This window comes from Clostridium sp. NkU-1 (genome assembly GCA_001312405.1).
In genome coordinates this window covers 1-26,205 of record BBDR01000027.1, presented here as the reverse complement: position 1 = coordinate 26,205, position 26,205 = coordinate 1, and the positions used below count along the sequence as shown (strand labels likewise).

The 26,205-nt window shown below is 45.1% G+C and carries 29 protein-coding genes and 3 pseudogenes; 24 read left to right on the top strand and 8 right to left on the bottom strand.

The window, feature by feature from the left end; genetic code table 11:
* The first annotated feature begins 327 nt into the window (after positions 1-327).
* From JCM10519_RS23815 to JCM10519_RS33570, 4 genes are all read left to right on the top strand, one after another.
* Positions 328-1,170 carry an alanyl-tRNA editing protein gene (locus JCM10519_RS23815; protein WP_347845331.1) on the top strand — a complete coding sequence of 281 codons (843 nt, stop codon included), beginning with the start codon at positions 328-330 and terminating at the stop codon, positions 1,168-1,170.
* A 91-nt stretch (positions 1,171-1,261) separates the two neighbouring features.
* Entirely contained in the window at positions 1,262-1,495 is a 234-nt protein-coding gene (locus JCM10519_RS33580; RefSeq protein ID WP_347845330.1) for a hypothetical protein, read from the top strand.
* Between the two features lie 58 nt (positions 1,496-1,553).
* On the top strand, positions 1,554-2,159 hold the full coding sequence (locus JCM10519_RS33575) for an AI-2E family transporter (protein WP_347845329.1): 606 nt from the start codon (positions 1,554-1,556) through the stop codon (positions 2,157-2,159).
* Positions 2,153-2,641: an AI-2E family transporter gene (locus JCM10519_RS33570; RefSeq protein WP_347845333.1), complete on the top strand. Its 489-nt coding sequence runs from the start codon at positions 2,153-2,155 to the stop codon at positions 2,639-2,641. Before JCM10519_RS33575 ends, JCM10519_RS33570 begins: the two co-directional genes overlap by 7 nt.
* Positions 2,642-2,669: 28 nt before the next feature.
* Here JCM10519_RS33570 and JCM10519_RS23805 read toward each other — a convergent pair.
* Positions 2,670-2,908 (bottom strand): annotated as a pseudogene (locus tag JCM10519_RS23805) (polya polymerase).
* 164 nt (positions 2,909-3,072) lie between these two features.
* Between JCM10519_RS23805 and JCM10519_RS33565 the strand changes: the two are divergent.
* On the top strand, positions 3,073-3,540 hold the full coding sequence (locus JCM10519_RS33565) for a P1 family peptidase (RefSeq protein ID WP_347845328.1): 468 nt from the start codon (positions 3,073-3,075) through the stop codon (positions 3,538-3,540).
* A 31-nt stretch (positions 3,541-3,571) separates the two neighbouring features.
* Complete coding sequence (locus tag JCM10519_RS33560) at positions 3,572-4,030, top strand: P1 family peptidase (protein ID WP_347845327.1); 459 nt, start codon at positions 3,572-3,574, stop codon at positions 4,028-4,030.
* 87 nt (positions 4,031-4,117) lie between these two features.
* Here JCM10519_RS33560 and JCM10519_RS33555 read toward each other — a convergent pair whose 3' ends face one another.
* Positions 4,118-4,282: a hypothetical protein gene (locus JCM10519_RS33555; RefSeq protein WP_347845326.1), complete on the bottom strand. Its 165-nt coding sequence runs from the start codon at positions 4,280-4,282 to the stop codon at positions 4,118-4,120.
* A gap of 235 nt (positions 4,283-4,517) precedes the next feature.
* Between JCM10519_RS33555 and hemB the strand changes: the two genes are divergently transcribed.
* Positions 4,518-5,501, top strand: coding sequence for a porphobilinogen synthase (hemB, locus tag JCM10519_RS23790; protein ID WP_054742358.1), 984 nt, complete (start codon positions 4,518-4,520; stop codon positions 5,499-5,501).
* A gap of 24 nt (positions 5,502-5,525) precedes the next feature.
* Here hemB and JCM10519_RS33550 read toward each other — a convergent pair whose 3' ends face one another.
* Positions 5,526-5,819, bottom strand: coding sequence for a hypothetical protein (locus JCM10519_RS33550; protein ID WP_347845325.1), 294 nt, complete (start codon positions 5,817-5,819; stop codon positions 5,526-5,528).
* Entirely contained in the window at positions 5,756-6,379 is a 624-nt protein-coding gene (locus JCM10519_RS23785) for a PHP domain-containing protein (protein WP_347845324.1), read from the bottom strand. Before JCM10519_RS23785 ends, JCM10519_RS33550 begins: the two co-directional genes overlap by 64 nt.
* A 185-nt stretch (positions 6,380-6,564) precedes the next feature.
* On the opposite strand from JCM10519_RS23785, the gene JCM10519_RS23780 reads away from it, so the two are divergent.
* Together JCM10519_RS23780 and nifJ are read left to right on the top strand one after the other, a co-directional pair.
* Positions 6,565-8,376, top strand: a complete 1,812-nt coding sequence (locus JCM10519_RS23780; protein WP_347845323.1) for a VanW family protein — start codon at positions 6,565-6,567, stop codon at positions 8,374-8,376.
* A gap of 114 nt (positions 8,377-8,490) precedes the next feature.
* Positions 8,491-12,030, top strand: coding sequence for a pyruvate:ferredoxin (flavodoxin) oxidoreductase (gene nifJ / locus JCM10519_RS23775; RefSeq protein WP_054742356.1), 3,540 nt, complete (start codon positions 8,491-8,493; stop codon positions 12,028-12,030).
* 344 nt (positions 12,031-12,374) lie between these two features.
* On the opposite strand, the gene JCM10519_RS33545 is transcribed toward nifJ, so the two are convergent.
* Positions 12,375-12,551, bottom strand: a complete 177-nt coding sequence (locus JCM10519_RS33545) for a hypothetical protein (protein ID WP_347845322.1) — start codon at positions 12,549-12,551, stop codon at positions 12,375-12,377.
* A 317-nt stretch (positions 12,552-12,868) separates the two neighbouring features.
* Here JCM10519_RS33545 and JCM10519_RS23765 point away from each other — a divergent pair, with 317 nt between their 5' ends.
* The 13 genes from JCM10519_RS23765 (at position 12,869) to JCM10519_RS33515 (ending at position 20,884) form a co-directional block, all read left to right on the top strand.
* Positions 12,869-13,699, top strand: a complete 831-nt coding sequence (locus JCM10519_RS23765) for a DUF4397 domain-containing protein (RefSeq protein WP_347845321.1) — start codon at positions 12,869-12,871, stop codon at positions 13,697-13,699.
* 132 nt (positions 13,700-13,831) lie between these two features.
* Complete coding sequence (locus JCM10519_RS23760) at positions 13,832-14,083, top strand: GntR family transcriptional regulator (protein WP_347845320.1); 252 nt, start codon at positions 13,832-13,834, stop codon at positions 14,081-14,083.
* Complete coding sequence (locus JCM10519_RS33540) at positions 14,052-14,264, top strand: hypothetical protein (RefSeq protein WP_347845319.1); 213 nt, start codon at positions 14,052-14,054, stop codon at positions 14,262-14,264. The genes JCM10519_RS23760 and JCM10519_RS33540 overlap by 32 nt, the downstream gene beginning before the upstream one ends.
* A gap of 5 nt (positions 14,265-14,269) precedes the next feature.
* Complete coding sequence (locus tag JCM10519_RS23755) at positions 14,270-15,121, top strand: ABC transporter ATP-binding protein (protein WP_347845318.1); 852 nt, start codon at positions 14,270-14,272, stop codon at positions 15,119-15,121.
* Positions 15,096-16,640 (top strand): DUF6449 domain-containing protein, encoded by a 1,545-nt coding sequence (locus JCM10519_RS23750; protein WP_054742352.1) that lies wholly within the window; start codon positions 15,096-15,098, stop codon positions 16,638-16,640. Before JCM10519_RS23755 ends, JCM10519_RS23750 begins: the two co-directional genes overlap by 26 nt.
* Positions 16,641-16,642: 2 nt before the next feature.
* Positions 16,643-17,272: a DUF6449 domain-containing protein gene (locus JCM10519_RS23745; RefSeq protein ID WP_054742350.1), complete on the top strand. Its 630-nt coding sequence runs from the start codon at positions 16,643-16,645 to the stop codon at positions 17,270-17,272.
* Between the two features lie 72 nt (positions 17,273-17,344).
* Positions 17,345-17,497, top strand: a complete 153-nt coding sequence (locus JCM10519_RS33535) for a hypothetical protein (protein ID WP_347845317.1) — start codon at positions 17,345-17,347, stop codon at positions 17,495-17,497.
* Positions 17,451-17,834 (top strand): zinc ribbon domain-containing protein, encoded by a 384-nt coding sequence (locus tag JCM10519_RS23740; RefSeq protein ID WP_347845316.1) that lies wholly within the window; start codon positions 17,451-17,453, stop codon positions 17,832-17,834. Before JCM10519_RS33535 ends, JCM10519_RS23740 begins: the two co-directional genes overlap by 47 nt.
* Positions 17,835-17,982: 148 nt before the next feature.
* Complete coding sequence (locus tag JCM10519_RS33530; RefSeq protein ID WP_347845315.1) at positions 17,983-18,126, top strand: hypothetical protein; 144 nt, start codon at positions 17,983-17,985, stop codon at positions 18,124-18,126.
* A gap of 59 nt (positions 18,127-18,185) precedes the next feature.
* Complete coding sequence (locus tag JCM10519_RS23735) at positions 18,186-18,575, top strand: nucleoside phosphorylase (protein ID WP_347845314.1); 390 nt, start codon at positions 18,186-18,188, stop codon at positions 18,573-18,575.
* A 19-nt stretch (positions 18,576-18,594) separates the two neighbouring features.
* A complete protein-coding gene (locus JCM10519_RS33525; protein WP_347845313.1) occupies positions 18,595-18,753 on the top strand; it encodes a hypothetical protein in 159 nt (52 codons plus the stop codon).
* A 338-nt stretch (positions 18,754-19,091) separates the two neighbouring features.
* Positions 19,092-19,817, top strand: a complete 726-nt coding sequence (locus JCM10519_RS33520) for a hypothetical protein (RefSeq protein WP_347845312.1) — start codon at positions 19,092-19,094, stop codon at positions 19,815-19,817.
* Positions 19,818-19,957: 140 nt separating this feature from the next.
* A complete protein-coding gene (locus tag JCM10519_RS33515) occupies positions 19,958-20,884 on the top strand; it encodes a sulfatase-like hydrolase/transferase (RefSeq protein WP_347845332.1) in 927 nt (308 codons plus the stop codon).
* A gap of 128 nt (positions 20,885-21,012) precedes the next feature.
* Here the strand turns inward: JCM10519_RS33515 and JCM10519_RS23725 are convergent.
* Positions 21,013-21,981 (bottom strand): annotated as a pseudogene (locus JCM10519_RS23725) (DUF362 domain-containing protein).
* 239 nt (positions 21,982-22,220) lie between these two features.
* On the opposite strand from JCM10519_RS23725, the pseudogene JCM10519_RS23720 reads away from it, so the two are divergent.
* A pseudogene (locus JCM10519_RS23720) lies at positions 22,221-23,504 on the top strand (O-acetylhomoserine aminocarboxypropyltransferase/cysteine synthase family protein).
* Between the two features lie 166 nt (positions 23,505-23,670).
* The gene (cls, locus tag JCM10519_RS23715; RefSeq protein WP_054742346.1) at positions 23,671-25,221 is read left to right on the top strand and encodes a cardiolipin synthase; all 1,551 of its coding nucleotides are present in this window, start codon (positions 23,671-23,673) and stop codon (positions 25,219-25,221) included.
* Positions 25,222-25,329: 108 nt separating this feature from the next.
* Here the strand turns inward: cls and JCM10519_RS33510 are convergent, their stop codons facing one another.
* Positions 25,330-25,692 (bottom strand): hypothetical protein, encoded by a 363-nt coding sequence (locus tag JCM10519_RS33510; RefSeq protein WP_347845311.1) that lies wholly within the window; start codon positions 25,690-25,692, stop codon positions 25,330-25,332.
* Positions 25,671-26,205: hypothetical protein (locus JCM10519_RS33505; protein ID WP_347845310.1), on the bottom strand; the 535-nt coding region annotated here is incomplete at its 5' end. The genes JCM10519_RS33510 and JCM10519_RS33505, both read right to left, overlap by 22 nt.

Below are 26,205 nucleotides of genomic sequence, written 5' to 3'. Positions count from 1 at the left end.
CATCATTTCCGCAACCGCCGCCGCAACCGCCACAACCGCCGCCGCAACCGCCGCTGCCGCCGCCGCAGAAGCACAGGATAAGGATAATCCAAATCAGATTAAATCCACATCCGCTGTTGCCTCCGTTGTTGCAATCGCATCCGCACCCACAGTTAGTTGCTGCCAGATCACTCATATTGGTTCCTCCAAATAATTTGTTTACAATGTAAGTGTATGAATGTCAGCTTGCCACTGTTTCCATTTTTTCTTAAAATTTTAGATTTGTTATGATTGAACTTATCCAATTGTTGTGTATAATTAGTACAACAGAGAAATGAGGAGCAAAAGATGGAAAAATTATATTATGACAGACCTTATGTTAAAACATTTGAAGCGGAAGTAACTGGCTGCAGACAGGGAAAGGACAGTTTATTTGAAGTGCTTTTGGACCGGACAGCCTTTTACCCTGAGGGAGGCGGTCAGCCGGCTGATATGGGAACACTTGGGGCGGCAGCAGTCCTTGATGTCAGGGAAAGGCCGGAAGGCATTGTCCATATTGCGGATAAGCCATTAAAGGCGGGCAGCAGGGTGACTGGAATTATAGACTGGGAGAAAAGGTTCTGCAACATGCAGAATCATTCCGGAGAGCACTTATTGTCAGGAATCGTACATAAGAATTATGGCCTTGATAACGTAGGGTTTCACATGGGAAAGGATGAGGTGACCGTTGATTTTAACGGGATCCTGACCCTGGAACAGATAGAAGCGGCAGAAACGGAAGTGAATGAACTCATCTGGCAAAATATCCCGGTTCTTGAATCTTATCCGTCAAAGGAGGAGCTTTTAAGCATCGATTACCGGAGCAAAAAGGAATTGACCGGACAAGTCCGGCTGATTGAATTTCCGGGAGGTGATGTGTGTGCCTGTTGCGGAACTCATGTGATGACTGCAGGAGAAATCGGCATTCTGAAAGTGACCGGGATGATTCATTATAAAGGCGGTGTCAGGGTGACCATGCTGTGCGGAAGGATGGCTCTTAAGGATTACCGCAAAAAACAGAAGGCAGTATCCGGCATTTCAGTCCTGCTGTCGGCAAAACCAGATTGTCTCCTGGAGGCTGTTGACAGATTGAAAGAAGAAGGGTTAAAAAAAGGATGGAAGGATTGGCCAGCTATCCAAGAAGCTTCTTGAGAGAAAGGCCGGAGATTATCCGGAACTGGCTGAGCCTCTTCTGGTATTTGAACGTGACTTATCTCCGGTTCAGCTGAGACAGTTTTGCACTATGCTTTATGAAGGAAAGAAGGGGAGCATTGTTTTGGTGTGTTCCGGTGAGGATGGGGGTTATCAGTATGCCCTTGGAAGCGGTCAGGAGGACATGAGAGCGCTCAGCAAAGCATTGAATGGAAAGCTGAACGGCCGGGGAGGCGGGAGCGCCTTATGGCTCAGGGTACGTTTCAGGCTTTGTCGGAAGATATCAGAAAAGCTTTTGAGGATGAGTCGTAAAAGGAGAGAATAATGGAATTCAATGACAGTTCAATTAAAAAATACGTGGCCTGATCATATTCACCGTAATCGTGGTGGTAGCAGGCTGGAATTACGTTCACTTATTTGCCCTGGCCATGAAGCTGGTGGGATTTATCTCGCCTTTTCTTCTGGGAGGTGTCATGGCTTTTATCCTCAACGTACCGATGCGAAGAATCGAACAATTGCTGCCGTTAAAGGAAGAGAGCAAAATCCGCAGGCCGTTAAGCCTTTGCCTTACCCTGGTGTTTGTAATCGGGCTCCTGCTGCTTGTTACTTTTGTGGTGATGCCCCAGCTTTTTGAAACGGTTATGAGCCTGCAAAACAGCATTCCGGCATTTCTTACAGGTCTTAAGGAGGAGGCGGAGAGGCTGTTTTCCCAGAACCCTGAAGTCGCAGATTATATAAACAGCATTCAGATTGACTGGAAGTCCTTCCTGGAAAATGTGGTAGGATTTTTAACCGCAGGAGCGGGGACAGTGCTTTCATCTACCGTGTCAGCCGCCCTTTCTATTATAAGCGGAATGACCACCTTTGTAATCGCCCTGGTTTTTGCCATTTATATTCTTCTTCAGAAGGAGACTCTGTCACGTCAGTTTCAAAAACTGATGAGGGCCTTTCTTCCGGAAGAGGTAACCTTGCGGACGTTAAGATCTTAACCCTGGTTTCTGAAACCTTTTCCCATTTTCTTACGGGACAATGCCTGGAAGCGGTCATCCTTGGGAGCATGTTCTTTTTGACCCTGTCGGTTTTCCGCCTCCCATATGGACTTCTCATCGGCGTTTTGATTGCATTTACAGCTCTGATACCAATGTTCGGGGCATTTATCGGCTGTGCCATCGGGGCATTTTTGATGCTGATGGTAAAGCCTCTGGATGCAGTTATTTTCCTGATCATATTTTTTTGTGCTTCAGCAGGTGGAAGGAAACTTTATCTATCCTCATGTAGTGGGGAACTCTGTGGGACTTCCTTCCATCTGGGTTCTGGTTGCCGTCACCATTGGAGCAGCGCCATGGGAATCGTGGGAATGCTGGTATTTATTCCTCTATGCTCCGTGGTGTATGCCATTCTTCGGGGAATCGTAAATGAAAGGCTGGAAAAGAAGAAGAGACCTAAAGCAAAACATAATAAGGTACAATAACAAAAGGAGGGATTAATCCCTCCTTTTGTTATTCGCCCTGATACATGTATTTAATGAGTCTTTCCACATCCTCCGGATCATGGGCTACCAATTCCAGCTCATTGATGATGCTGCCGTTGGAAAATATGGTGGCCATGGAAAGGTACTGGCTTAATTTGGACTTTAAGTTGATCCGGTCCCCTTCTTCGGAAACCAGCTCAACAGTGCCTTTGCACTGCTCGATAACTTTGAAAAATTTTCTACATCAGTGATATTTTGAATTTTCATGTGAATTCCTCCTTTGAAATGTCCGCGAAATGATTGTCTATTACTACAGCTTCATTATAGCAGTGTTCTTTCTCTGGTACAAGATGGAAAAAACAGAAAATGAAGTCAAACCGTTATTATTAATGCATAATAAGAACATAAAAGCAAAAAGAGAGGATAGGATCATGAAGAGGATACGGGAATATGGCATCATTCCGGGAAGACTCATTCCGGGCCCCCTTAATAAAATTACCGATGTGGAAGGTGTTCTGGTTGGACATACCACAATTGATACCAGGGACCACAAAACAGGAGTCACTGTCATTGTGCCCTGCAAGGATAATCCCTTCCGGCGAAAGCTGGTGGCAGCTGCTTATATACATAATGGCTTTGGCAAAAGCCAGGGTCTGATTCAGGTGGAAGAGCTGGGTACCCTGGAAACGCCTATCGCCCTCACCAACACCTTAAACGTAGGAAAGGTTCACGATGCCCTGGTGGATTTGATGCTTGAGCAGTGCAGGCAGGAGGGAACAGAGCTGGCTTCTGTCAATCCTGTGGTGGGAGAATGCAATGATTCTGTTTTAAATAACATCAGCGAAAGGGTCGTGGGACTGGAAGAAGTGAGGTATCGGATCAGCCTCCAGAAGGTTTAAAATCGGAGGAGAAATCTATACCCTGGGAGTAATGGTTCAGTCCAATTTCGGAAGTACGGAAAACCTGATGGTAGGCGGAAGGGCTGCTGGAAAGGAAATTGCCCGGATAACGGTGCCCCAGGCTCTGGACAGAGGCTCGATTATGACGGTCATAGCCACGGATCTTCCTGTCTCAGACCGCCAGTTAAAGAGAATTATAAAGAGGGCAGGAGTAGGACTTTCCAGAACAGGCTCCTATATGGGACACGGAAGCGGAGATATTATGATCGGTTTTACCACGGCAAACCGGATACCAGAGCAGACAGAAAAAGAACTGCTTTCCATCCGGATTCTAAAAGAAAACGCTCTGGAGACGGCCTTTACGGCTGCGGCAGAAGCGACGGAGGAGGCAGTTCTCAATTCTCTTGCCATGGCAAAAACAACCACAGGCTGCAAAGGAAATGTGGTTCATTCCCTGACAGACCTGTGGCTTTCTAAAGGGCAGGCTTAATCAAAGTCTGCGTGGTAAACCTGATCAGCAGTGTGGATGTCAATGGCACTTAAATTAAACTGGTCCTCGAAAATCTGTATTTTGTATTCAAAAAAAAGTGTCCTCCGTCTTCTTAGACATAAATACATAGGCTCCCGGTTCCTTGTCCTCAATTTCGTCGCTGATCTCGTCGTAGATTTCTTCTCCGTCCACCGGGCCTTTATAGCCGGTCATGCGGATGGCCTTTTCGATTGCCTGATAGAATTCTTCCATAAAGCAGTACCTCGTTTCTGATTCATTTTATATGGATACTATTATAAGCAATCTTTTCCATTGCTGCAAGAATTACTTGAATCTTCTTTGAGAGGGTGTATAATAGGACAGGGCCAAAAACTTACAGGAAACGACAGGATATTTGACCCCTGCAGCATTCACCAGATGCAGGAATGCAGGCATTTTTGTGCCTGGCTCACCGCCTGTAAAAATAAAATGGAGGGATTGATTGGATATGGATTTGATATACAGACCCAGAAGATTAAGAGCATCAGATACCTTGAGAAAAATGGTACGGGAAACCAGAGTTTCAAAGGAATCCCTTATTTATCCGCTGTTTGTGGTGGAGGGAGAAGAAATTGTGGAAGAAATCCCTTCCATGGAAGGCCAATACCGCTACAGCGTGGACCGGCTCCCTCAGATTATGGACCGGCTGGTAAAGGCCGGTGTGGAAAAAGTCCTTTTGTTTGGAATCCCGGCTCATAAAGACGTCTGTGGAAGCCAGGCGTATGATGAAGAAGGAATCGTACAGCGTGCCATCCGCTTTATCAGGGAACATTATCCTTTGGTATACATTGTTACGGATGTGTGCATGTGTGAATATACATCTCATGGCCACTGCGGGATCCTGGACGGAGAATCTGTGGATAATGACAGGACCCTGGAATATTTGAACAGGATCGCTCTTTCCCATGTAAAAGCAGGAGCTCATATGGTGGCCCCTTCCGATATGATGGATGGCAGGATCGGATCCATGAGGCAGGCTCTTGATGAAGCAGGCTTTGTGAATGTGCCGATTATGGCTTATTCTGCCAAATATGCCTCCGCATTTTACGGACCATTCAGGGAAGCCGCCGGGTCCGCCCCGTCTTTTGGAGACCGGAAAAGCTATCAGATGGATTACCATAACAGGAAAGAAGCGTTAAGGGAAGTGGAGTTAGATGTGGTGGAAGGAGCCGACATCCTAATGGTAAAGCCGGCCCTTTCTTATCTGGATATTATAAGGGAGGTGGCGGACCGCCATGACCTTCCTTTGGCAGCATACAGCGTAAGCGGGGAATATGCCATGATAAAAGCGGCTTCCAAAGCCGGTTTTATTGAGGAAGAAAAGCTCGTATGCGAGTCGGCGGTGAGCATATACCGTGCAGGAGCCGATATCCTTATTACATATTACGCAATAGAGCTTGCCCGTTTTATGGACGAGGGAAAAATCGGCTGATGGAAGCCGGTGGCCTGGAGGGGGTCAAAGGCCCTTTTCCCGCCGTATCCTTTTAATGTCGTCAAGAAGAAGTGCGGTTACCCGAAGGCCTCCCCGTCCAACTCCTAAGCTGATATCAGGCTTGTTGCTCCCGTGAAAATCAGAGCCGCCTGTGGGGAAAAGGTCGTAAAGCCTTGCCAGTTTTCTTAGTTTACCGCTTTCATACTGATTGTTGGAAGAGTGGTAGACCTCCAGGCCGTGAAGCCCTAAGTCCTTTAAATAGCGGACCAGCTCCTCCGTTCTTTTATCACCCAGGTGATACTGGTATGGATGGGCCAAAACAGGGGAAGCTTACATCGGGTAAGGATTTTCATGGCGTGCTCCGGAGTGATTTTCTCTTTGCGGGGACAGTAAGGACCGCTGTAGTTCAGATATTTTTTAAATGCCTGGTCCATGTTCTTTACATGGCCCTTTTCAAGAAGAATCCGGGCAAAATGGGCACGGGTTATGACTGTGTCAGGATTTCCTGCCATTACCTCATCTAATGTGATGGAAATGCCGGCATTTTGGAAGCGGCGTATCATTTCCTCATTCCTTTTGTTTCGAATTTCTTTAAGAGCATTTGTTTCAGAGATAAATTCCTGGTTCGTGGGATCGACATAAATCCCCAGAATATGAATTTCTTCTCCCTGGTACACACAGGAGAGTTCAATTCCAGGAATGATTTCAATTGGAAGTCCGGCGGCGGCGGCCTGTGCTTCCGAAAGACCGTCAATGGTATCATGATCGGTCAGTGCAATGGCCGCAAGTCCCTTTTCTACAGCCAGGGCTACTACTTCAGAGGGAGCGAGTGTGCCATCCGAAGCATTGGAATGAACATGCAAATCGACAAATTTCATAAAAAAACCTCCAAAATGAAATAGTTTAGTAACACTATAGTAACATGTTTTTTTTCATTCTGTAAAATGTAGAAAAAAAGACGAAAAATAATTAAGAAAATTCATAAAATCGTAATAGCATTTCCCACAAAGTATGGTATACTACTCAATGTAAAGATACAAAATCATGTAAAAAGGTGAAGTAAATGAATCAAATAGATAACAGACAAAAAGGTGGGGGAAGAGCCTATTCTTCCCGGAATGGAAGCGGCAAAAGTGCATCGGAAAATAGCCGCAGGACTGGACAGGCCTATAGAACAGGTAGCTCCTATCAGCAAAGGCGGGGAAAGAGAAGAAAAAGAGGGCCTCAGTATAACATTACAAAGATACTTTTGGGAATCATTTTGGCTGTTATTGCTTTTATCTGTGTTATGGCGGCTGTTAAGCTTATTGGAGGCCATAAGGCAAAGGAGACGGAGGTAAATCCCACAACCGTTTCAGAGCCGGAATTACAGAAAGAAGTTAAAGTGGAGGGAATCACCATCACCGGCATGTCCAGGGAAGAAGCCCGGGCTGCCATTGAAGAGAAGTACCCATGGGAGATGAAGGTCACCTATCATGAAGACCAGTACGAACTTAAGAATCTGCTGGACAAAAAGATAGACTCCCTGCTTGAAGAGATATATTCAGGGGAACCAAAGGAAAGCTATACCCTTGATTTTGACGGACTGGATGAGGACGTTCAGGCAGAGGTAAAAGCCATTGCAGGAAAATGGGATGTTGCGGCCAAGAACGGTTCTATATCAGGATTTGACAAAGATACCGGAAAATTTATTTATTCCGGAGAGAAGAACGGAGTTGTGATTGATCAGGATAAGCTGGCATCAGACATCTTAACCCAGCTTAAGGCTAAGAATTTCCAGGCAGTTATCCAGGCGGATGGGAAGGAAGTTGCCCCTAAGATAACCGAGGCCCAGGCAAAGGAAATGTATAAGGTCATAGGCACTTATTCAACCACAACCACGGCTAACAGTGCCAGGAATAAGAATATTGAACTGGCTTCTAACGCTTTGAACGGCCTGATTCTGCAGCCGGGAGAAGAATTTTCCTTTAATAAAGCAACAGGGGAGCGTTCTCCTGCAAAGGGATACCGTCCCGCAGGTGCATATTTGAACGGGGAATTAGTAGAAGAGCCAGGCGGAGGTGTGTGCCAGGTATCCTCCACATTATATAATGCGGTGGTGTTTGCAGGTCTTTCGACAACTGAGCGCCATGCCCACAGCTACGAGCCTTCTTATGTAACACCAGGTGAGGATGCCATGGTAAGCTACGGCGGACCTGATATGAAGTTCGTCAATAATTCTTCCACTGCCGTAGCCATCAGGAGCAGCTTTGCTGACCGGAAGCTGAAAATCTCCATTGTGGGAATTCCGATTCTGGAGGAAGGCGTTACATTATCCATGACATCGAAGAAAACGGCGGAGTTAGATGCTCCGGCACCAGTCTACGAGGAAGACCAGACCCTTCAGCCTACTGAGGAAAAGATCGTTAAGGCGGAGACAAAGGGAAGCCGCTGGGTGACCAACCTGGTTACCAAAAAGAACGGCGTTGTGGTAAGCGATGAGTTTTTCCATAACAGTACCTACCGGGGAAAACCGGCAACCATCAAGCGGAATAAGTCAGGAGTGGTCATTCCGCCCGCAAATCCGGAAAGTTCCGCCCCTGAAAGCAGTGGGGCAGGTTCCCAGGGAAATACAGAGACCACCGCACCTCACAATGAAGAGACAACCGGGAATTCCGGCGGGGCTCAGGGACCGGGTGAAAAGCCGGGAACCCCGGAAACCCAGCTACCCAGCCTCAGGGACCATCTTCTACCACAGAAGCAGCTGGCGGTGAGGGAGGCCAGAATGTTATTCCTCCCAACCCTTTTAATTAAAAACTACACAAAATCAGACAGACTGGACAGAATATTCTTTCCAGTCCCTTTTTATCGGATTGTTTTGAAAATAATACTTTAATTTCCTGTTTTAATATTTGCAATTTGTTGAATAATTGTTATAATAATGTCAGGTCACTTTCCCTATACGGGAACCAATTTATACATTATTCACATTTGCAGGAGGAAATCAAGAATGGCAAGAAAAATGAAAACCATGGATGGTAACCATGCAGCAGCTCATGCGTCATACGCATTTACTGATGTAGCGGCTATCTATCCGATTACCCCATCTTCACCCATGGCTGAAGCAACAGATGAATGGGCGACAGACGGAAGAACCAATATATTCGGTCAGAAAGTACAGATTACGGAGATGCAGTCTGAGGCAGGTGCAGCTGGTGCAGTACACGGTTCCTTAGCAGCAGGTGCGTTGACCACCACCTATACAGCTTCTCAGGGTCTTTTACTCATGATCCCGAATCTCTATAAAATCGCAGGCGAGCAGTTACCAGGTGTAATCAACGTATCCGCACGTGCAGTTGCAAGCCATGCTTTATCTATCTTTGGTGACCACTCCGACGTATACGCATGCCGTCAGACAGGCTGCGCTATGTTATGCGAATCCAGCGTACAGGAAGTTATGGACTTAACTCCGGTTGCTCATATGGCAGCACTCGAGGGTAAAGTACCATTTATCAACTTCTTCGACGGTTTCCGCACATCCCATGAGATCCAGAAGATCGAAACCTGGGATTATGAGGATTTAAAAGAGATGGTAAGTATGGATGCCATTGACGAATTCCGTCGCCGTGCATTAAATCCAAACCATCCGGAGTTAAGAGGTTCCGCTCAGAACCCTGACATCTTCTTCCAGGCAAGAGAAGCATGCAACCCATATTATGACGCTTTGCCAGCAATTGTTCAGAACTATATGGACAAGGTTAATGCAAAGATCGGAACTGATTATAAATTATTCAACTACTACGGAGCTGCTGATGCAGACCATGTAATCATTTCCATGGGTTCCGTAAACGATACCATTGAGGAAACCATTGACTATCTGATGGCAGCAGGAAAGAAGGTTGGCGTGATAAAGGTCCGCTTATACCGTCCGTTCTCTGCAAAAGCTTTCGTTGATGCTATCCCGGATACAGTTAAGACTATTTCCGTATTAGACAGAACAAAAGAACCAGGTTCCTTAGGCGAGCCTTTATATCTTGACGTTGTTGCAGCCCTTAAGGGAACAAAGTTCGATCAGGTGAAGATCTTAACCGGACGTTATGGCTTAGGTTCCAAGGACACCACACCGACTCAGATCGTTGCTGTTTATGACAACAAGGAAAAGACTCCGTTTACCATCGGTATTGTGGATGATGTGACTCACCTCTCCCTTGAGACAGGCGCACCAATCGTTACAACTCCGGAAGGAACCACAAACTGCAAGTTCTGGGGTCTTGGTGCAGATGGTACGGTAGGTGCCAACAAGAACTCCATTAAGATCATCGGTGACAACACAGATATGTACGCTCAGGCTTACTTTGATTATGACTCCAAGAAGTCCGGCGGCGTTACCATGTCTCACTTACGTTTCGGACACAAGCCGATCAAATCCACGTATCTGATCCGCCAGGCTAACTTTGTGGCATGTCACAATCCGTCTTATATCCGTAAGTACAACATGGTTCAGGAACTGGTTGACGGCGGAATCTTCTTATTGAACTGTTCATGGGATGCAGCTGGCCTTGAGAAGCATTTACCAGGACAGGTGAAGAAGTTCATCGCTGACCACAATATCAAGTTCTACACCATCGACGGTGTGAAGATCGGTATTGAGACCGGCATGGGCCAGACACGTATCAATACCATCCTTCAGTCCGCATTCTTTGAACTGACCGGAATCATTCCTTCTGAGAAAGCAAACGAACTGATGAAGGCAGCTGCAAAGGCAACTTACGGACGTAAGGGCGAAGAAATCGTTATGAAGAACTGGGCAGCTATCGATGCAGGTGCAAAGGGTGTTGTTAAGGTAGAGGTTCCTGAAAGCTGGAAAAACTGCGAGGATGAAGGTCTTGACTACAAGCTTATCAAGGAAGGCAGAAAGGATGTTGTTGATTTCGTTAATAACATTCAGTCCAAGGTAAATGCTCAGGAAGGAAATTCCCTGCCTGTATCCGCATTCAGCGATTATGTCAATGGTTCCACACCATCCGGATCTGCTGCATATGAGAAGCGCGGTATTGCAGTTACTATTCCTGGCTGGGTTCCGGAAAACTGTATCCAGTGTAACTTCTGTTCCTATGTATGTCCTCATGCAGTCATCCGTTCTGTGGCTCTGACTGAGGAAGAAGCAGCAAGAAAGCCTGAGGAGATGAAGACTCTTCCGATGACAGGCATGCCAGGATATCAGTTCGCTGTGACTGTATCCGCATTTGACTGTACAGGCTGCGGTTCCTGTGCAAACGTATGTCCTGGAAAGAAGGGCGAGAAGGCTCTTGTTATGGTCAACATGGAAGAAAACTGCGAAGATAAGCAGAAAGTATATGATTTCGGCCAGACACTTCCTATCAAGCAGGAAGTTATCGACAAATTTAAAGAAAATACCGTTAAGGGCAGCCAGTTCAAGAAGCCTCTTCTTGAGTTCTCAGGAGCATGTGCAGGCTGTGGCGAGACACCTTATGCTAAACTCATCACCCAGTTATTCGGTGACAGAATGTATATTGCAAACGCAACCGGATGTACCTCTATCTGGGGTAACTCTTCTCCATCCACACCTTATACTGTAAATGCCAAAGGACAGGGTCCTGCATGGGCTAACTCCTTATTTGAGGACAATGCTGAATTTGGTTACGGTATGATGCTGGCTCAGACTGCCATCAGAGGCGGCTTAAAAGCAAAGGTTGAAGAGATTATGAGTTCCGATAAGGCTTCTGATGAAATCAAGGCAGCCTGCAAGGAATACCTGGATACCTTTGAGACAGGTGCAACCAATGGTTCCGCAACCGATAAGTTAGTTGCAGCATTAGAAGGAATTGAGTGTGATACCTGCAAGTCCATCCTTAAGGACAAGGATTTCCTGGCTAAGAAATCCCAGTGGGTATTCGGCGGAGACGGCTGGGCATATGATATCGGCTTCGGCGGCGTTGACCACGTGCTTGCAAGCGGCAGAGATATTAATGTTATGGTATTTGATACAGAGATCTATTCCAATACCGGCGGACAGTCTTCAAAGTCTACCAAGACAGGTGCTGTTGCACAGTTCGCAGCAGGCGGTAAGGAAACAAGAAAGAAAGATCTTGCAAGCATTGCCATGAGCTATGGTTATGTATATGTAGCTCAGATCGCTATGGGCGCTGATTATGCACAGACTGTTAAGGCAATCTCTGAGGCAGAGGCATATCCGGGACCATCTCTGATCATCGCTTATGCTCCATGTATCAGCCATGGTATCAAGAAGGGCATGTCCAAGGCTCAGACAGAAGAGAAGCTGGCAGTTGAGTGCGGTTACTGGAACAATTTCCGTTACAATCCTGCTGCTGAGAAGAAGTTCTCCTTAGACAGCAAGGCTCCTGCATTAGAAGGATATCAGGAATTCTTAAAGGGCGAGGTTCGTTATGCATCCTTAGCTATGAAGAATCCTGAGAGAGCAACTGAATTATTTGCAAAGAATGAGGCAGATGCAAAAGAGCGGTATGAATACCTGCAGAAGCTGGTTACCTTATACGGTAATGATTAATTGATCTTCATATAATAAGATACAGGCCCGGATGAAACCATCCGGGCCTGTTTTTGGGAAATATAAAATTTGGATTTTTTGAATTGTAAAGGCATTAACAATAAAAAACGCTCCCTCTGACAGGAAGAAAAGTCTGTCAGGGAAACGCCTTTTGATGCATAGTTTCCTAAAAATAAGTAATTAAACCTGTTCTGTACCAAAACGATTGTCTTCTTCAACGCTCTTAGAGCAATACCAGACGATAAGAAGAATGGCTCCAATAAAGGGAACAAATGCAATAAATGTCCAGAGTCCTGATTTGTTAATGTCGTGAAGCCGGCGTACTCCAAGAGCGATGCCGGGAATCAGGCTGCAATACCATAAATTGAAGATAATAATCCGAATATATCCGAAACGTTACCCAGCGCTCCCAACAGTAATCCAATGATGACATTGAACAATACAGCCATCCAATAGCCTCTTACTGATGTGCGCTCCTTGAAGTTAAAATAATTTTTCCACATTGCTACATATTCATTCATATTTTTTGTTACCTTCCTTTTCTTTTGTACTATGCATATTCATTATATCATAAAATATTAATAAAATATATAGTAATTTTATAACAACATAAGTTTTATTTATAAAAATTTTATATTATTTTATGACCTATTCATTTAAATAACACTTTAATATTTTTTTACTGATAAATGCAACGGGATATTTTGGGAAAGATCAACCTGTTTGTGGTTTCACAGACTCTTCCCAAAAAAAAGACAGGAACATTTAAAACAAGACAGGCACTGGCATTTATGCGGGAATAAACTTACTATATAAACTATCATAAAAGAGGGTTTCTATGGAAATTTTATCTTTTACACAAAATGATATGGATATGGAGCCGAATCCGATGACAGATCCGGAAGAAAACGGGTTTCCAATAGATGAAGAAAACGGAAACAATACGGATGAAACAGGAGAGCAGCCGCCAGAAGAAAATAGTGAGAACGTACCTCCGCCCAATCTTGAAAAGGAACAGCCTGTGTCCGATTTCCCTATTACGAATGAAGGCCCTGGCGGCACAGGGACTTCTGTTATTACGGTATTTCCCAAACCAATTATCCCATGCTATCTCTGTGAAAACAATCAAAATGGCCTTGTCCGCTTTTTAAATGCAGCAGCCGGCTATAATCCGTTCTTAATTTATATAAGCAATCAGCTAGCAGTAAATGGACTGGACAACGGAGAAATAAGCCAGTATGGCCGGGTTTCCGGGGGGAGACAGACCATAACCGTAGGCGGGCAGAGCGGATATGTTTATCTTGAAAAGCAGATCACGGTTTTAGTTGACCGTGCAGTCACTGTTGCAATCATCAATACGGATTATGGACTGGATTTGATGGAAATTGAGGATGTGTATTGCAATGGAGGTATTAAATCAGGCTGTTTCCGTGCATGCAATTTATCCATAACAAACCGTAAGGTTCATGTGGTGCTGAACGGTGGAGTGGTAACGTTTCTTGATGTGAATTATAAGGAAGTAACCAGCTTCCAGTATACATTAGCGGGCCTTTATCTGGTTACCGTATCCAACAGTGCTGCTTATAGCGGAAGCATTATTTTAACCTCTAATATCTATATACGGGGCAATGCTCCTATACTTTGTACGTATTTAACTGGAGAAATGTAGAGGATGCCATTCGTATCCTGATTGTTGAAGACCGAAGAAATTAGAAAAAAATGGAACCTCTGATTGACAGATCAGAGGTTCTTTGTTATACTAAGTGTATTAAGAGTGTTAATACAGACTAGGAGGTGGAACATGATATTGCTTGATTATAAAGACCGCAGGCCAATATACGAGCAGGTTGTGGAAAAGCTGAAGGATCTTATGATATGCGGCGTATTGGAACAGGATGCGCAGCTGCCGTCTGTCCGTGCTTTGGCAACCGATTTATCCATTAATCCCAATACCATACAGAGGCTTATGCGGAGCTGGAACGAAGAGGTTCATCTATTCCGTCAAAGGAAGAGGCAGCTTTGTGGCGGATACCAGTTCCATTCGGGCGCTTAAGAACAGTGAGCTGAAAAAGGATCTTGTAAGCTGGATCCAGGAAGCAAAACGGGCAGGCCTGACAGAGGATAAGGTTCATACATGGGTTGTTGAGGAATGGGTAAGGCAGGAATATTTGACAGGGGAGGAGAGAGAGGATGATAAAAGCAGAGAATCTGACAAAAAAAATTTGACGATATAGTGGCAGTGGATCATGTAAGCGCCCAGATACGGGCTGGAAGTGTATTTGGCCTTATTGGAACCAATGGAGCGGGAAAAAGTACCTTTCTGAGAATGCTGAGCGGCATTTTAAAGCCTGATGAAGGAAATGTTACCATCGATGGAGAACAGATTTTTGAAAATGAAAGGGTAAAAGGCCGTTTTTTTTATATTTCCGATGACCAGTACTATTTTAACAACGCTTCGCCCCTTGATATGATGGAGTTCTACAGCAGGATCTATCCTCAATTTAACAAGGAACGCTTTCACAATCTTTTAGGAAGCTTTGGGCTTGAAGCCCGGAGAAAGGTCCACACCTTTTCAAAGGGCATGAAAAAGCAGCTTTCCGTAATATGCGGAATATGTGCCAATACGGACTACCTTTTCTGCGATGAGACCTTTGACGGGCTGGATCCGGTGATGCGCCAGGCGGTAAAGAGCATTTTTGCAAATGATATGTCTGAGAGAAATTTAACTCCTATCATTGCTTCCCATAACTTGAGAGAGTTAGAGGATATCTGCGATCATGTGGGCCTTCTTCACAGGGGAGGCATACTCCTTTCCAGGGATTTAGATGATATGAAGCTTAACATCCATAAGCTGCAGTGCGTTTTAAAGGATGGAATGACTGCCGAGGACTTAACGGCCCTGCAGCGCATTAAGACAGAAGCAAGAGGAAAACTCTATACCATAACAGTAAGGGGGACCAGAGAAGAAGTGGAAAGATTGATGGAATCGTACCAGCCGGTATTTTATGAGATCATCCCATTATCTCTGGAAGAAATATTTATTAGTGAGACGGAGGTGGCAGGATATGACATCAAAAAGCTTATTTTATAATTTATTAAGAGAAGATGGAAAAAGACGCCTTTGGTCCATGGCACTGTCATTTTTAGTGTTTTTCTTTACCTTTCCGGTGGGGATTGCTCTTTCCTTAAGTGAGCGAATGAGAGGAACTATTGATTATACGTATATTGTATCCAGTCTGGAATCCTGGCTGGGCTTTCAAAACGGCTGGATGGCGGCACTGATTATATTACTGTCCCTTATCATGGGGGTAACCAGCTTTTCTTATCTTCACTCCAGGCAGAAGGTGGATTTTTATCATGGTATTCCTGTAAACAGGAAGCATTTGTTCTGGGTGAATTATTTTAATGGGATTTTTATTCCAGCGGCCGTATATGGGGTGAACTTAGTTATTGCCATGGGAGTGATTGCAGTAAACGGCATTTCACCCGGGGAGATATGGAAAACGGCTTTTACGGGATTCCTGCTGTTTATGATCCATTACTGCATGATGTATTCGGTGACTGTGATATCCATGATTCTAACAGGAAATGTTCTGGTCGGTATCCTTGGAAATCTGGTACTGCAATTTTATTTTATATGTGTGATAGGAGTCCTGGAATTCTGCCACACCAACTTTTTTTATACCAGCTACCGGGGAGGCGGGAATATATTTAACCGCTTTATGGATAAATGTTCCGCATTTGTCCTGTTCATGATGAATATGGAACGGCTGCAGCCGGGGACTTCTGGGGGAACCCAGGCTGTCAGGATTTTCGCGGTTTTGGCAGTGACAATCGTTTTGACCCTCCTATCCTTCTGGCTATATAAAAAGAGAGGCTCAGAGGCGGCGGGAAGGGCTATGGCTTTTAAGATCAGTATGCCGATAATCCGGATTCCCATTGTGGTTTTGTCGTCTCTTAGCGGAAGCATTTTCTTCTGGTCCATGCATTCCAGCATAGGCTGGGGGGTGTTCGGACTGATTTGCGGAATGTTTTTGTCACATTGCGTCATTGAGATCATTTATCATTTCGAATTCAGAAGGCTGTTTTCCCATTGGAAACAGATGGTGGCCTGCGCCTTATTGGCGGCAGTGATATTCTGCGGCTTCCGATATGATCTGTTTGGGTATGACGGATATATACCGTCTGAAGACTCCATTGAATCCGTTGCAGTGTCCATGCCGGATGTGAATTACTGGGTCTCTTACGGAAGCGCACAGCAGAATTCCATGGGTGAATATTACTGGCAGTATGAGGATTCTGACGAATATATATTTAGCCATATGAAGCTTACGGATACGGCGCCGGTCCTGGCCCTGGTGCGTGATGCGGTGGCCAGAAACCAGAAGCTGCATCATAATAATGATTTTTATGAGACTTGGGACGATGGAAGCATAAACTATAATTTTTCCATAAAATATACGCTGAAAAACGGCAAGAATATTTACCGCTCCTACCATTTGTCCGGAGATGAAGTACGGCCGGAGATTGCAGAGATTTTTGAGAATCAGGAGTTTGCGAAAGCGGTATATCCCATCCTTGTCCAGACCCCTGAAGAGACTGCTGGGTAAGGGTGAGCAGGGGAGAGCAGACCAATGTTGTCAGCCATGACAGAAACGGGACAGAGAAAGCCATGACTGAAAAATTACTCCTTGCTTATCAGGAGGATTTAAAAAGCTTAAAAGTGGAAACCATGCAAAAGGAAAATCCAATGGCCACCATACAGTTTTTAACAAAAATGCAGGCAGAGGCGGAAACAAAGCGGGAAGAAATCCAAAGCTCCTGGAAATACAGCGATGTTACTTCAAGAGGGTATTATCCGGTCTATCCTTCCTTTACACACACCCTGGAGCTGCTAAAAGAGTGTCAGGTCGACGTAGAAGGCTGGAATAGCCTGGAAAATATAAAAGAGATCAATATTGATTCCTATCAGTTCAATGGCTATCAATCCACATATGAGGATAAAGACTCCCAATACCTGACAATTACCGATGAGGAGGAGATCAGGCAGATCATGAGCCATGGGGCGATCGATGGGTATTCCAACATGAATCCTTATGGCGGCAGGGGAGAGGAGCGGGTCAGCTTTTCTGCTGTCGTGGAATCCGGAGGAAGAAGAAGCGAGACTTCCTGTACCATCCCATTTAATCAATTGCCGGAGTCTGTTAAAAGTGAGATCGAGAAGATAAAAAAAGACGTGTAAGCAGTCTTTCATTGACTTTTTCTTCCAATGAAGTTAAAATGGTAGGAGCATAAGTCAAAGGAGGAATCACAGATGGCATTTTTTGAAGAGCTGGGAAAGACACTTAGTGGTACCGGCAAAGAGGTTGCAACCAAGGCAAAAGCGCTGACTGAGACGATACAGCTAAAGACGCAGATCAGTGTGGAAAAAAACGAAGCTGGAAGAAGCTTATGCGGTCATCGGTAAACAATACTACGAAGCGAACAGCGAGCCGGAGGAAGCCTATGCAAAGGCTTATGAAGCTGTCAGGGCCAGCCGGGAAAGAATTGCCGCTCTGGAGATTGAATTGAGCCAAAGCGAGGGAACCCATATCTGTGCGGAGTGTGGAGCCAAGGTTTCAAAGAATTCCTTTTACTGTGGAAAGTGCGGAGCACCTGTAAAGGAAGCAGCCCAGAAGGCTGATACAGAAGATGATAATGTAGAAGAAATGGAACAGGAAGCGCCTGCAGAGGAAGTAAATCCGACAGCCGGAATTAATACGGTTAGTGAAGACGCATTTGAACCTACAGAAGAACAGGAATAATTACTTAAAAGGCCGGCTTAGGGACCGCTGACATAAGAAAGCAATACCGGCACTGTCCACAAATAGCAGTGCCGGTATTCGTTTTGAGGGTAAAAATAAAATATGTAAAATATAAAGAAAGCTTGTATTTGGCGTAGGAGAAGAACCTATGATAGAGAAAGAATTTCCAATTCTTGAGTTCGATGAAGAAAAGAACGCCTTTATAAGGCCAAACAGTATGATTCAGCCTGTTGATATAGCAGAAAAATGTGTTTTGTGTTTTTTTAGTGAGGCTATAGAAAAAAATCCTTGAAGAATATCCGCATAGAATTGCTGCCAGCTTTAGTACAGAATCCCTTAGGCTCCCTGTTTATGAACTGGATTACAAAGGCGAAAAAAATCGCATTAACACAAGCCGGGGTTGGTGCCCCTATAGCAGGAGCTCAAATAGAGGAACTGACTGCGTTCGGCTGTAGAAAATATATTGCTTGCGGCAGCTGTGGAGTCTTACAAAAAGAGATAGCAGTAGGACATCTGATTATTCCAACTTCGGCCATCAGGGATGAAGGTACTTCCTATCACTACATTGAGCCGTCAAGAGAGATCGCGGCTAACAGCTATGTTGTCCAGATCATCGAAAATACTTTAACGGCACAGCAAGTTCCATATATCAAGGCAAAGACATGGACAACGGATGCACTTTATAGAGAAACTCCATTGAAAATTGAACAGCGGAAAAAAAGAGAACTGTGTAACGGTTGAAATGGAAGCATCTGCATATATGGCGGTTGCCCAGTACAACGGTGTTGAATTTGGACAAATACTTTATGCAGGAGATAATTTGGGCGGAGAAGTATGGGACAGCCGCAGTTTTAACAGCAAAACAGAAATAAGAGAATTTGTTTTGAGGATTGCGCTTGATACTTGTCTGAAATTATAATGTTATTTAGAACGTTTCTGAAAATTATTTATAAAACGGTGAAGATTCAATTTTCACCGTTTTATTTGTTTTGTTATACCACTGCTCTTAAAAAAACGGTTTTTATTTTGTTATTTCCGCTTAAAAAAAGTATGTAAATTTTCTGCAAAATGTGGTAGACTAAATCCGACTCTGAAAAGAAAAAAAGGTGCAACGAGGTATACCATGAAATTATATGTCAAATGGCTTGGGAGGATTTTCACGCTTTCCGCCATGATAAATGTGTTTATTGAACTGGCCAGCAGAAAATCTCTGATAAGCTTGGTTCTTATATCTGGAGAAGCTTTCCGGTTTTTATTTTGAACACCCTGATCATCGCCCTTCCCTTTACGATTGTATTTGTGACGAAGCGCAAGGCTTTTACATGCATTACCGTATCATTGATATGGCTTTTTATGGGAGTGGTAAACGGTATTCTGCTCATTTTCCGAACCACTCCCTTTACTGCGGCTGATTTCCGTCTGGTGAAGTATGCGGTCAGTCTGGCAACGGTTTACTTTACCTGGATGCAGATTATATTCATTGGGGCTGGCATTGTGTCTGCAGTTATATTTTTAGCCGCAGTCTGGCGAAAAGCGCCCATCTCTAAGGAAAAGATCCGGTACGGCTTTGGAGCAGGGCTTATAGCCATAAGCGGGGTTCTGGTGCTGGGACTGACAAGCGCTGCCATGAATACAGGATTAGTGGCAGTTCATTTCGGCAATATCGGAGAGGCGTTTAAAAGCTATGGATTTCCATACTGCTTTTCCAATTCCCTGTTTAACACCGGAATTTCCAAGCCGGAGGGGTATGGGACAGAGACAATGGAAGAGATCCGGGATGAGGAGCTGGTTCCGGAGAATACCTATGCTCTGTCTGAGGACATAAAGCCTAATGTGATCATGATCCAGCTGGAATCCTTTTTTGATCCTGCCTTATGGAAAAGTAATCCGGTAAATTATGATCCGATCCCGTTTTTCCATCAGCTTCAAAAATTATCCGGGGGGCTATTTAAGTGTGCCTTCTGTCGGCGCAGGTACTGCTAATACGGAGTTTGAATCGATTACAGGCATGAATCTGGATTTTTTCGGTCCGGGAGAGTATCCGTATAAAACCGTATTAAAGAAAACTTCCTGTGAAAGCGTGGCCTTTGATTTAAAAAAACTTAGGTTACAGCGCCCATGCAATCCATAACAATGAAGCCACTTTTTATGATCGGAACCGGGTGTTTTCCCAGCTTGGTTTTGATACTTTTACCCCCATTGAATATATGAATAACGTAGAAAGAAATCCTACGGGCTGGTGTAAGGACAAGATTCTCACCGGAGAGATTATCAGGACACTGGATTCCACGGAAGGCCCTGATTTTATCTATACCATTTCCGTTCAGGGGCATGGGAAATATCCAAGCTTTGAGTATTACTGCCAGCAGATCGGGGAAATGGATCAGTTTATCCGTTCCCTTGTCAATACCCTGCGGACCAGGAAGGAGCCTATTGTTCTGGTCATGTACGGGGATCATTTGCCTGGATTTGAGTGGTCAGAGGATGAAATGAAGAACCGTTCCCTGTTTCAGACCGAATATGTGATCTGGAATAACATGAATCTTCCTGCGGAGAAAAAGAATGTGGAGGCTTATCAGCTTGCAGCTCATGTATTGGACATGCTTGATATTCATGAGGGGACTATGATGAGGTTCCATCAGAAATATTTCAGCAGCCCTGAAACAGGGGAAGAAAGCTATTTAAAGGATATGAAAACCTTAGAATATGATATTCTCTATGGAGGACGTGAAGTATACGGCGGAGAAAATCCTTACCAGTCCACAAACCTTAAAATGGGAATTGATGATATCGTCATTGACCATGTGGTGTACAATGATTCCAATGTTTTGGTTTACGGAGAGAATTTTACTCCTTATTCCAGGATCTGTTTTGAGGGAAAGGCAGCGGAAACCACCTTTGTCTGGCCGGAGCTTATTATAGCCAAAAATGTTCCTGAAAAAAAGATGAAGGATTCAGAGCTTTCCGTTTGGCAGATCGGAAGGGATAAGGTACCGTTAGGGGAAGATATAACCCAGTACAGGACTGGCCGGATCAGGAATTTAAATTAAGCAGGGAAACAAAAGGGGAGGGCACAAAAATGATGTGCTCTCCCTTTTATGGTCCCCATGAAGGCGTATTTTAACCTTGTCGTATTAAAGTGTAATTAGTTCGTATTCCCCATTTCCCAGACCGATTTTCACCCCATGCTCAATGGAGGATTTCCAGTTCGTGTTGGGATGGGTGTCTTTAAAATGGTCATGGTGATGGCTGCCGTGCTTTTCCAGTATGCTTCCTCCATAACCGGCTGGCGGTTCACGGCATCTGCACAGGCGATATCCAGAGCAACCGGGTCAAAGGAAGCAAACATGCCCACATCAGGAATAATGGGGATATCGTTTTCAGAATGGCAGTCGCAGTAAGGGGATACATCCATGACCAGGCTGATGTGGAAATTCGGCCGGTCACCAAGAACTGCCTGGGTGTATTCTGCTATTTTGCAGTTGAGGATGTCATTGGACTCATCAAAATCTGTCTCAACGGCATCCACAGGACAGACTCCTATGCAGCGGCCGCAGCCTACACATCTGTTATGGTCAATGGAGGCCTTTTTATTCTGGAAAGAGATTGCGCTGTGAGCACAGTTCTTTTCACAGGCATGGCAGCCGATACAGGTTTCTTCGCTTACATGAGGCTTTCCGGAGTTATGCATCTCCATCTTTCCCGCCCGTGAGCCGCAGCCCATTCCAATATTTTTCAATGCTCCGCCAAAGCCGGTACTCTCATGGCCCTTGAAATGGGTAAGAGAAATAAAGATATCAGCATCCATAACAGCCCGTCCGATTTTCGCTTCTTTTATGTATTCCCCGTTAATGGAACCAGGCTTTCGTCAGTTCCTTTTAAGCCGTCGGCAATCAGAACGTGGCAGCCGGTGGAGAAGGGGGAAAAGCCGTTTTCATAAGCGGTATCCAAGTGGTCCAGGGCATTTTTTTCGGCTTCCCACATACAGGGTGTTGCAGTCCGTTAAAAATGGTTTACCGCCCTGGGATTTTACAAGGTCTACCACTGCTTTGGCGTAATTGGGACGGAGAAAAGATAAGTTTCCCAGCTCTCCAAAGTGTATTTTGATGGCAGTATATTTGTTCTGAAAATCAATCTGCTCCAGCATTCCGGCGGTTTTTATCAGTCTTTTAAGCTTTTGGGGAAGGTTTTCCCGAAAGGTTGTATGGAAGCTGGTATAGTAAACCTTTGATTTTTCCATTTCGGTCTCCTTTAATGAGTTATATGATATCGCTATTATACTGTAAACAAACAGGGAATTCAATAAGGCAATTAGGACTTTATTTCCAGCTCCATTTATGCTAAACTAGGAGAAGCATATGACTAAGGTTTACAGGAGGAAAAAAGATGGGTCAGAACGGGCGTTCCAGAGAGACGGTTTGCATACAGGGCGGCTGGCAGCCGAAAAGCGGCGATGCCAGGGTGCTTCCGATTTTTCAGAGCACAACATTTAAGTATGATGACAGCGATAAGATGGGAAGGCTGTTTGCTTTGGAAGATGAGGGGTATTTTTATACCAGGCTGGCAAATCCTACCAACGATGCAGTGGCCTCTAAAATCTGTGAGCTGGAAGGCGGAGAGGCGGCCATGCTGACTTCTTCCGGACAGGCGGCCAATTTTTATGCGCTGCTTAACATCTGCCAGGAGGGTGACCATGTAATCAGCTCTGCGACGATTTACGGCGGCTCCACCAATCTGTTTACCGTAACCTTAAAGAAAATGGGAATTGAATCCACTCTGGTGGATCCGGATTCTACGGAAGAAGAGCTTGAGAAGGCGTTTAAGCCAATACAAAAGCGGTATTTGGGGAAACCATCGGCAATCCGTCTCTTGTTGTTCTTGATATTGAGAAGTTTGCCAGGCTTGCACACAGGCACGGCGTTCCTCTGATCGTGGATAATACGTTTGCAACCCCGATTAACTGCCGCCCCTTTGAATGGGGAGCAGATATAGTAACTCATTCTACTACGAAATACATGGATGGACATGCCACCAGCGTAGGCGGCTGTATCGTTGACAGCGGAAATTTTGATTGGGAGGCCCATGCAGAACAATATCCGGGGCTTACCACACCTGATGAATCCTACCATGGCATTGTATACACCCAAAAGTTTGGCAAAAAAAGCTTATATTACGAAAGCAACTTCCCAGTTAATGAGAGATCTGGGGGCCATTCCTTCTCCAATGAACTCCTTCCTTTTAAACCTTGGTCTGGAGACCCTGCATCTTCGGGTCCCACGCCATTGTGAAAATGCCTTAAAGGTGGCGCAGTATTTAAGCTCCAGGGAAGACGTGGCCTGGATCAAGTATCCGGGACTGGAAGGGGACAAATATCATGAGCTGGCAAAAAAATATATGCCTGATGGCACCTGCGGCGTAATTTCCTTTGGGTTAAAGGGAGGGAGAGAAGCTGCAGTTAGGTTTATGGATGAATTGAAGCTGGCGGCTATTGTGACTCATGTGGCAGATGCGCGTACTTCTGTTTTGCATCCGGCCAGCCATACCCACAGACAGCTGACTGATGAACAGCTTGTTGAAGCAGGGGTTGACCCGTCCATGATCCGGCTGAGTGTTGGCATCGAAAATGCAGAGGATATTATGGAAGATATCGGGCAGGCACTGGAACGGTAAGAGAAGAGAAAGAGGTGGCGGGAAGACTGCGGTATCAGCGGTTTTCCCGTTGTTTTTGACATCTTTGAAAAGAGTACAGATCCTTCTGGAGGTTGCAAGAAAAAGAGACAGGCTGTATAATTAAAAAGATATGTTACATTGAATTAGCAGCATGGAGGTGCACAGGATGAAACAGATCAGGAGAATGCTGAGGATTATTTTTGGCCGGACTACGTTTGCGGTCGTTTCTCTTATCGTACAAGTGGCTATACTTTTTACGGCATACCGCTTTTTAAGCCGCTACCTTGCCTATTTCTATGGTGGTTTTGCTCTGCTCGGCGCATTTGTTATCATTTATATTTTGAATAAAGAGGAAAATCCCAGCTTTAAGCTGGCCTGGATGGTTCCGATTGCAGCGATTCCTGTGTTTGGAACACTTTTTTATCTGTTTGTGGAGCTGCAGATTGTAGGAAAGCTGGCAAATAAAAGGCTGCGGGCCAATATAGAAAATACGGAAACCTATCTGGCCCAAAGCCCAAAGGTCATGGAGGATTTGTCCAGAATCAGCAGGCGGAATGCCAATCTGGCTTACTATATCAAAAATTCAGGTCATTACCCGGCATATAAAAACACCAATGTACAGTATTTTCCGCTGGGCGAAACCATGTTTAAAGAGATGAAGAAGGAGCTGGAGGGTGCAAAGCGGTTTATTTTCATGGAATTCTTTATCCTGGAACGAGGGGAAATGTGGGATGCCATATTGGAGATTCTGGAGAGAAAAGCAAAAGAGGGGGTGGAAGTCCGGTTCATGTATGATGGCATGTGTTCCCTGGCCCTGCTTCCTTTTAGCTTTCCAAAGGAATTACAGGCAAAGGGAATTAATGCAAAGATGTTCTCTCCCATTAAGCCTGCATTTACCACTTACCAGAATAACCGGGATCATAGAAAGATATTGGTTGTGGACGGTCTTACGGCTTTTACCGGAGGAGTAAACCTGGCAGATGAATATATTAACCGGCGCGTGCGTTTTGGCCATTGGAAGGATACAGGAGTCATGCTGAAAGGTGATGCCGTTACCAGCTTTACCATGATGTTTCTGCAAATGTGGAACATTTTTGAAAAGGAGCCTGAGGACTATGGGAAATATTTAAGAGATCCCGAATATTTTTATCCCCTGGAGCTGAGCATGGATGGATTTGTGATCCCTTACGGGGACAGCCCTTTGGATCAGGAATCGGTTGGAAAACAGGTATATCTGGATATCATAAATTCTGCCAGGCATTATGTCCACATTATGACGCCTTATCTGATTCTGGATTATGAAATGGTCCAGGCTCTTACTTTTGCCGCCAAACGGGGCGTGGAGGTAGTTATCATCATGCCTGGGATACCGGATAAAAAATATGCGTTCCTGCTTGCAAGGTCTCACTATGGAGAACTGATAAGGGCCGGGGTACAGATTTATGAGTACATACCAGGCTTTATCCATGCCAAGGTATATGCAAGCGATGATATCAAGGCTGTAGTCGGAACCATTAATATGGATTTCAGAAGTCTTTACCTTCATTTTGAATGTGCGGTTTACCTGTATCAGAACGAGGTGATACAGGATATACAAAGAGATTTTCATGACACTCTGGCCCAATGCCGTAGAATCACTATGGAAGATTGCAGAAGTTACCCATGGTATGAGGTGTTTGCAGGACGGGCGTTGAGACTGTTTGCACCACTTATGTAAAGCAATGGAGAATATATATTGCTGTTTATGCAAAAATGTGCCGGAAGCATATGCTTCCGGCACATTTTTATAAAATCATAGATTTTTTAAATGACTTTGTGTTAGTTACTACTGAGATACTTCAAAAATAACCATGTGTGCAATAACTGGGGTTGCACCGTAAGTTACGGTCTGCCCGGTTGTGTTGACGAGTGCAATAGTGGATGGGATTGCGCCCACAGTAATCAGGGCGATTCCGCTTAACTGGCCTCTGACGATTGGCGAGCTTGAAGATACACCACTGCTGCCATTTATCTGTAATGAAAATTCTACATAATTGGATGAGCCTGCACTTTCTGTGGATACCCACCAGGATACATAGTAATTTTGTTCTGCATTAAGTGTTGCAACGCCTGTTGACGTGTTATAAGAGATATTAAGACTCTGGTTGTTTAAAATGGTATTGAATATTACAGGGCTTCCATTTGCCACTGAGGTACCTCCAGTGAATTGCAGGTCAAATCCCCGTAACTGAGTAAATGGTCCTGGAGGGCCAACAGGTCCGGTAGGTCCTTGTGCACCAGTAGCACCGGCAGGTCCGGTAGGTCCAACAGGTCCTTCAATTCCTTGCGGTCCCTGCGGTCCCTGAGGTCCAGTCGGCCCAATAGGACCTTGCGCACCAGTTGCGCCAGTTGCGCCGGTCGCTCCTTGTGGTCCCTGAGGTCCAGTTGGTCCCTGAGCACCGGTAGCGCCCGTAGCACCAGTTGCACCCGTAGCACCGGTAGGCCCAGTTGGTCCAGTCGGTCCAGTTGGTCCAGCGGGTCCTTGAATTCCCTGTGGTCCCTGAGGTCCAGTCGGCCCAATAGGTCCTTGTGCACCAGTTGCGCCAATCGGTCCAGTCGGTCCCTGAGGTCCTTGTGCACCAGTTGCGCCAGTAGGCCCGGTAGGTCCCTGAGGTCCTTGTGCACCAGTCGCACCAGTCGCGCCGGTAGCGCCAGTAGGTCC

Coding starts and splice junctions, on each gene's coding strand:
- JCM10519_RS23760 (WP_347845320.1), top strand. CDS start 13,832: ATGATATTGCTTGATTATAAAGACCGCAGGCCAATATACGAGCAGGTT.
- JCM10519_RS33560 (WP_347845327.1), top strand. CDS start 3,572: ATGGTTCAGTCCAATTTCGGAAGTACGGAAAACCTGATGGTAGGCGGA.
- JCM10519_RS33535 (WP_347845317.1), top strand. CDS start 17,345: ATGGCATTTTTTGAAGAGCTGGGAAAGACACTTAGTGGTACCGGCAAA.
- nifJ (WP_054742356.1), top strand. CDS start 8,491: ATGGCAAGAAAAATGAAAACCATGGATGGTAACCATGCAGCAGCTCAT.
- JCM10519_RS23735 (WP_347845314.1), top strand. CDS start 18,186: ATGAACTGGATTACAAAGGCGAAAAAAATCGCATTAACACAAGCCGGG.
- JCM10519_RS33525 (WP_347845313.1), top strand. CDS start 18,595: ATGGCGGTTGCCCAGTACAACGGTGTTGAATTTGGACAAATACTTTAT.
- JCM10519_RS33565 (WP_347845328.1), top strand. CDS start 3,073: ATGAAGAGGATACGGGAATATGGCATCATTCCGGGAAGACTCATTCCG.
- JCM10519_RS23780 (WP_347845323.1), top strand. CDS start 6,565: ATGAATCAAATAGATAACAGACAAAAAGGTGGGGGAAGAGCCTATTCT.
- JCM10519_RS33530 (WP_347845315.1), top strand. CDS start 17,983: ATGATAGAGAAAGAATTTCCAATTCTTGAGTTCGATGAAGAAAAGAAC.
- JCM10519_RS23765 (WP_347845321.1), top strand. CDS start 12,869: ATGGAAATTTTATCTTTTACACAAAATGATATGGATATGGAGCCGAAT.
- JCM10519_RS23750 (WP_054742352.1), top strand. CDS start 15,096: ATGACATCAAAAAGCTTATTTTATAATTTATTAAGAGAAGATGGAAAA.
- JCM10519_RS33555 (WP_347845326.1), bottom strand. CDS start 4,282: ATGGAAGAATTCTATCAGGCAATCGAAAAGGCCATCCGCATGACCGGC.
- cls (WP_054742346.1), top strand. CDS start 23,671: ATGAAACAGATCAGGAGAATGCTGAGGATTATTTTTGGCCGGACTACG.
- JCM10519_RS23785 (WP_347845324.1), bottom strand. CDS start 6,379: ATGAAATTTGTCGATTTGCATGTTCATTCCAATGCTTCGGATGGCACA.
- JCM10519_RS23815 (WP_347845331.1), top strand. CDS start 328: ATGGAAAAATTATATTATGACAGACCTTATGTTAAAACATTTGAAGCG.
- hemB (WP_054742358.1), top strand. CDS start 4,518: ATGGATTTGATATACAGACCCAGAAGATTAAGAGCATCAGATACCTTG.
- JCM10519_RS33580 (WP_347845330.1), top strand. CDS start 1,262: ATGCTTTATGAAGGAAAGAAGGGGAGCATTGTTTTGGTGTGTTCCGGT.
- JCM10519_RS33545 (WP_347845322.1), bottom strand. CDS start 12,551: ATGAATGAATATGTAGCAATGTGGAAAAATTATTTTAACTTCAAGGAG.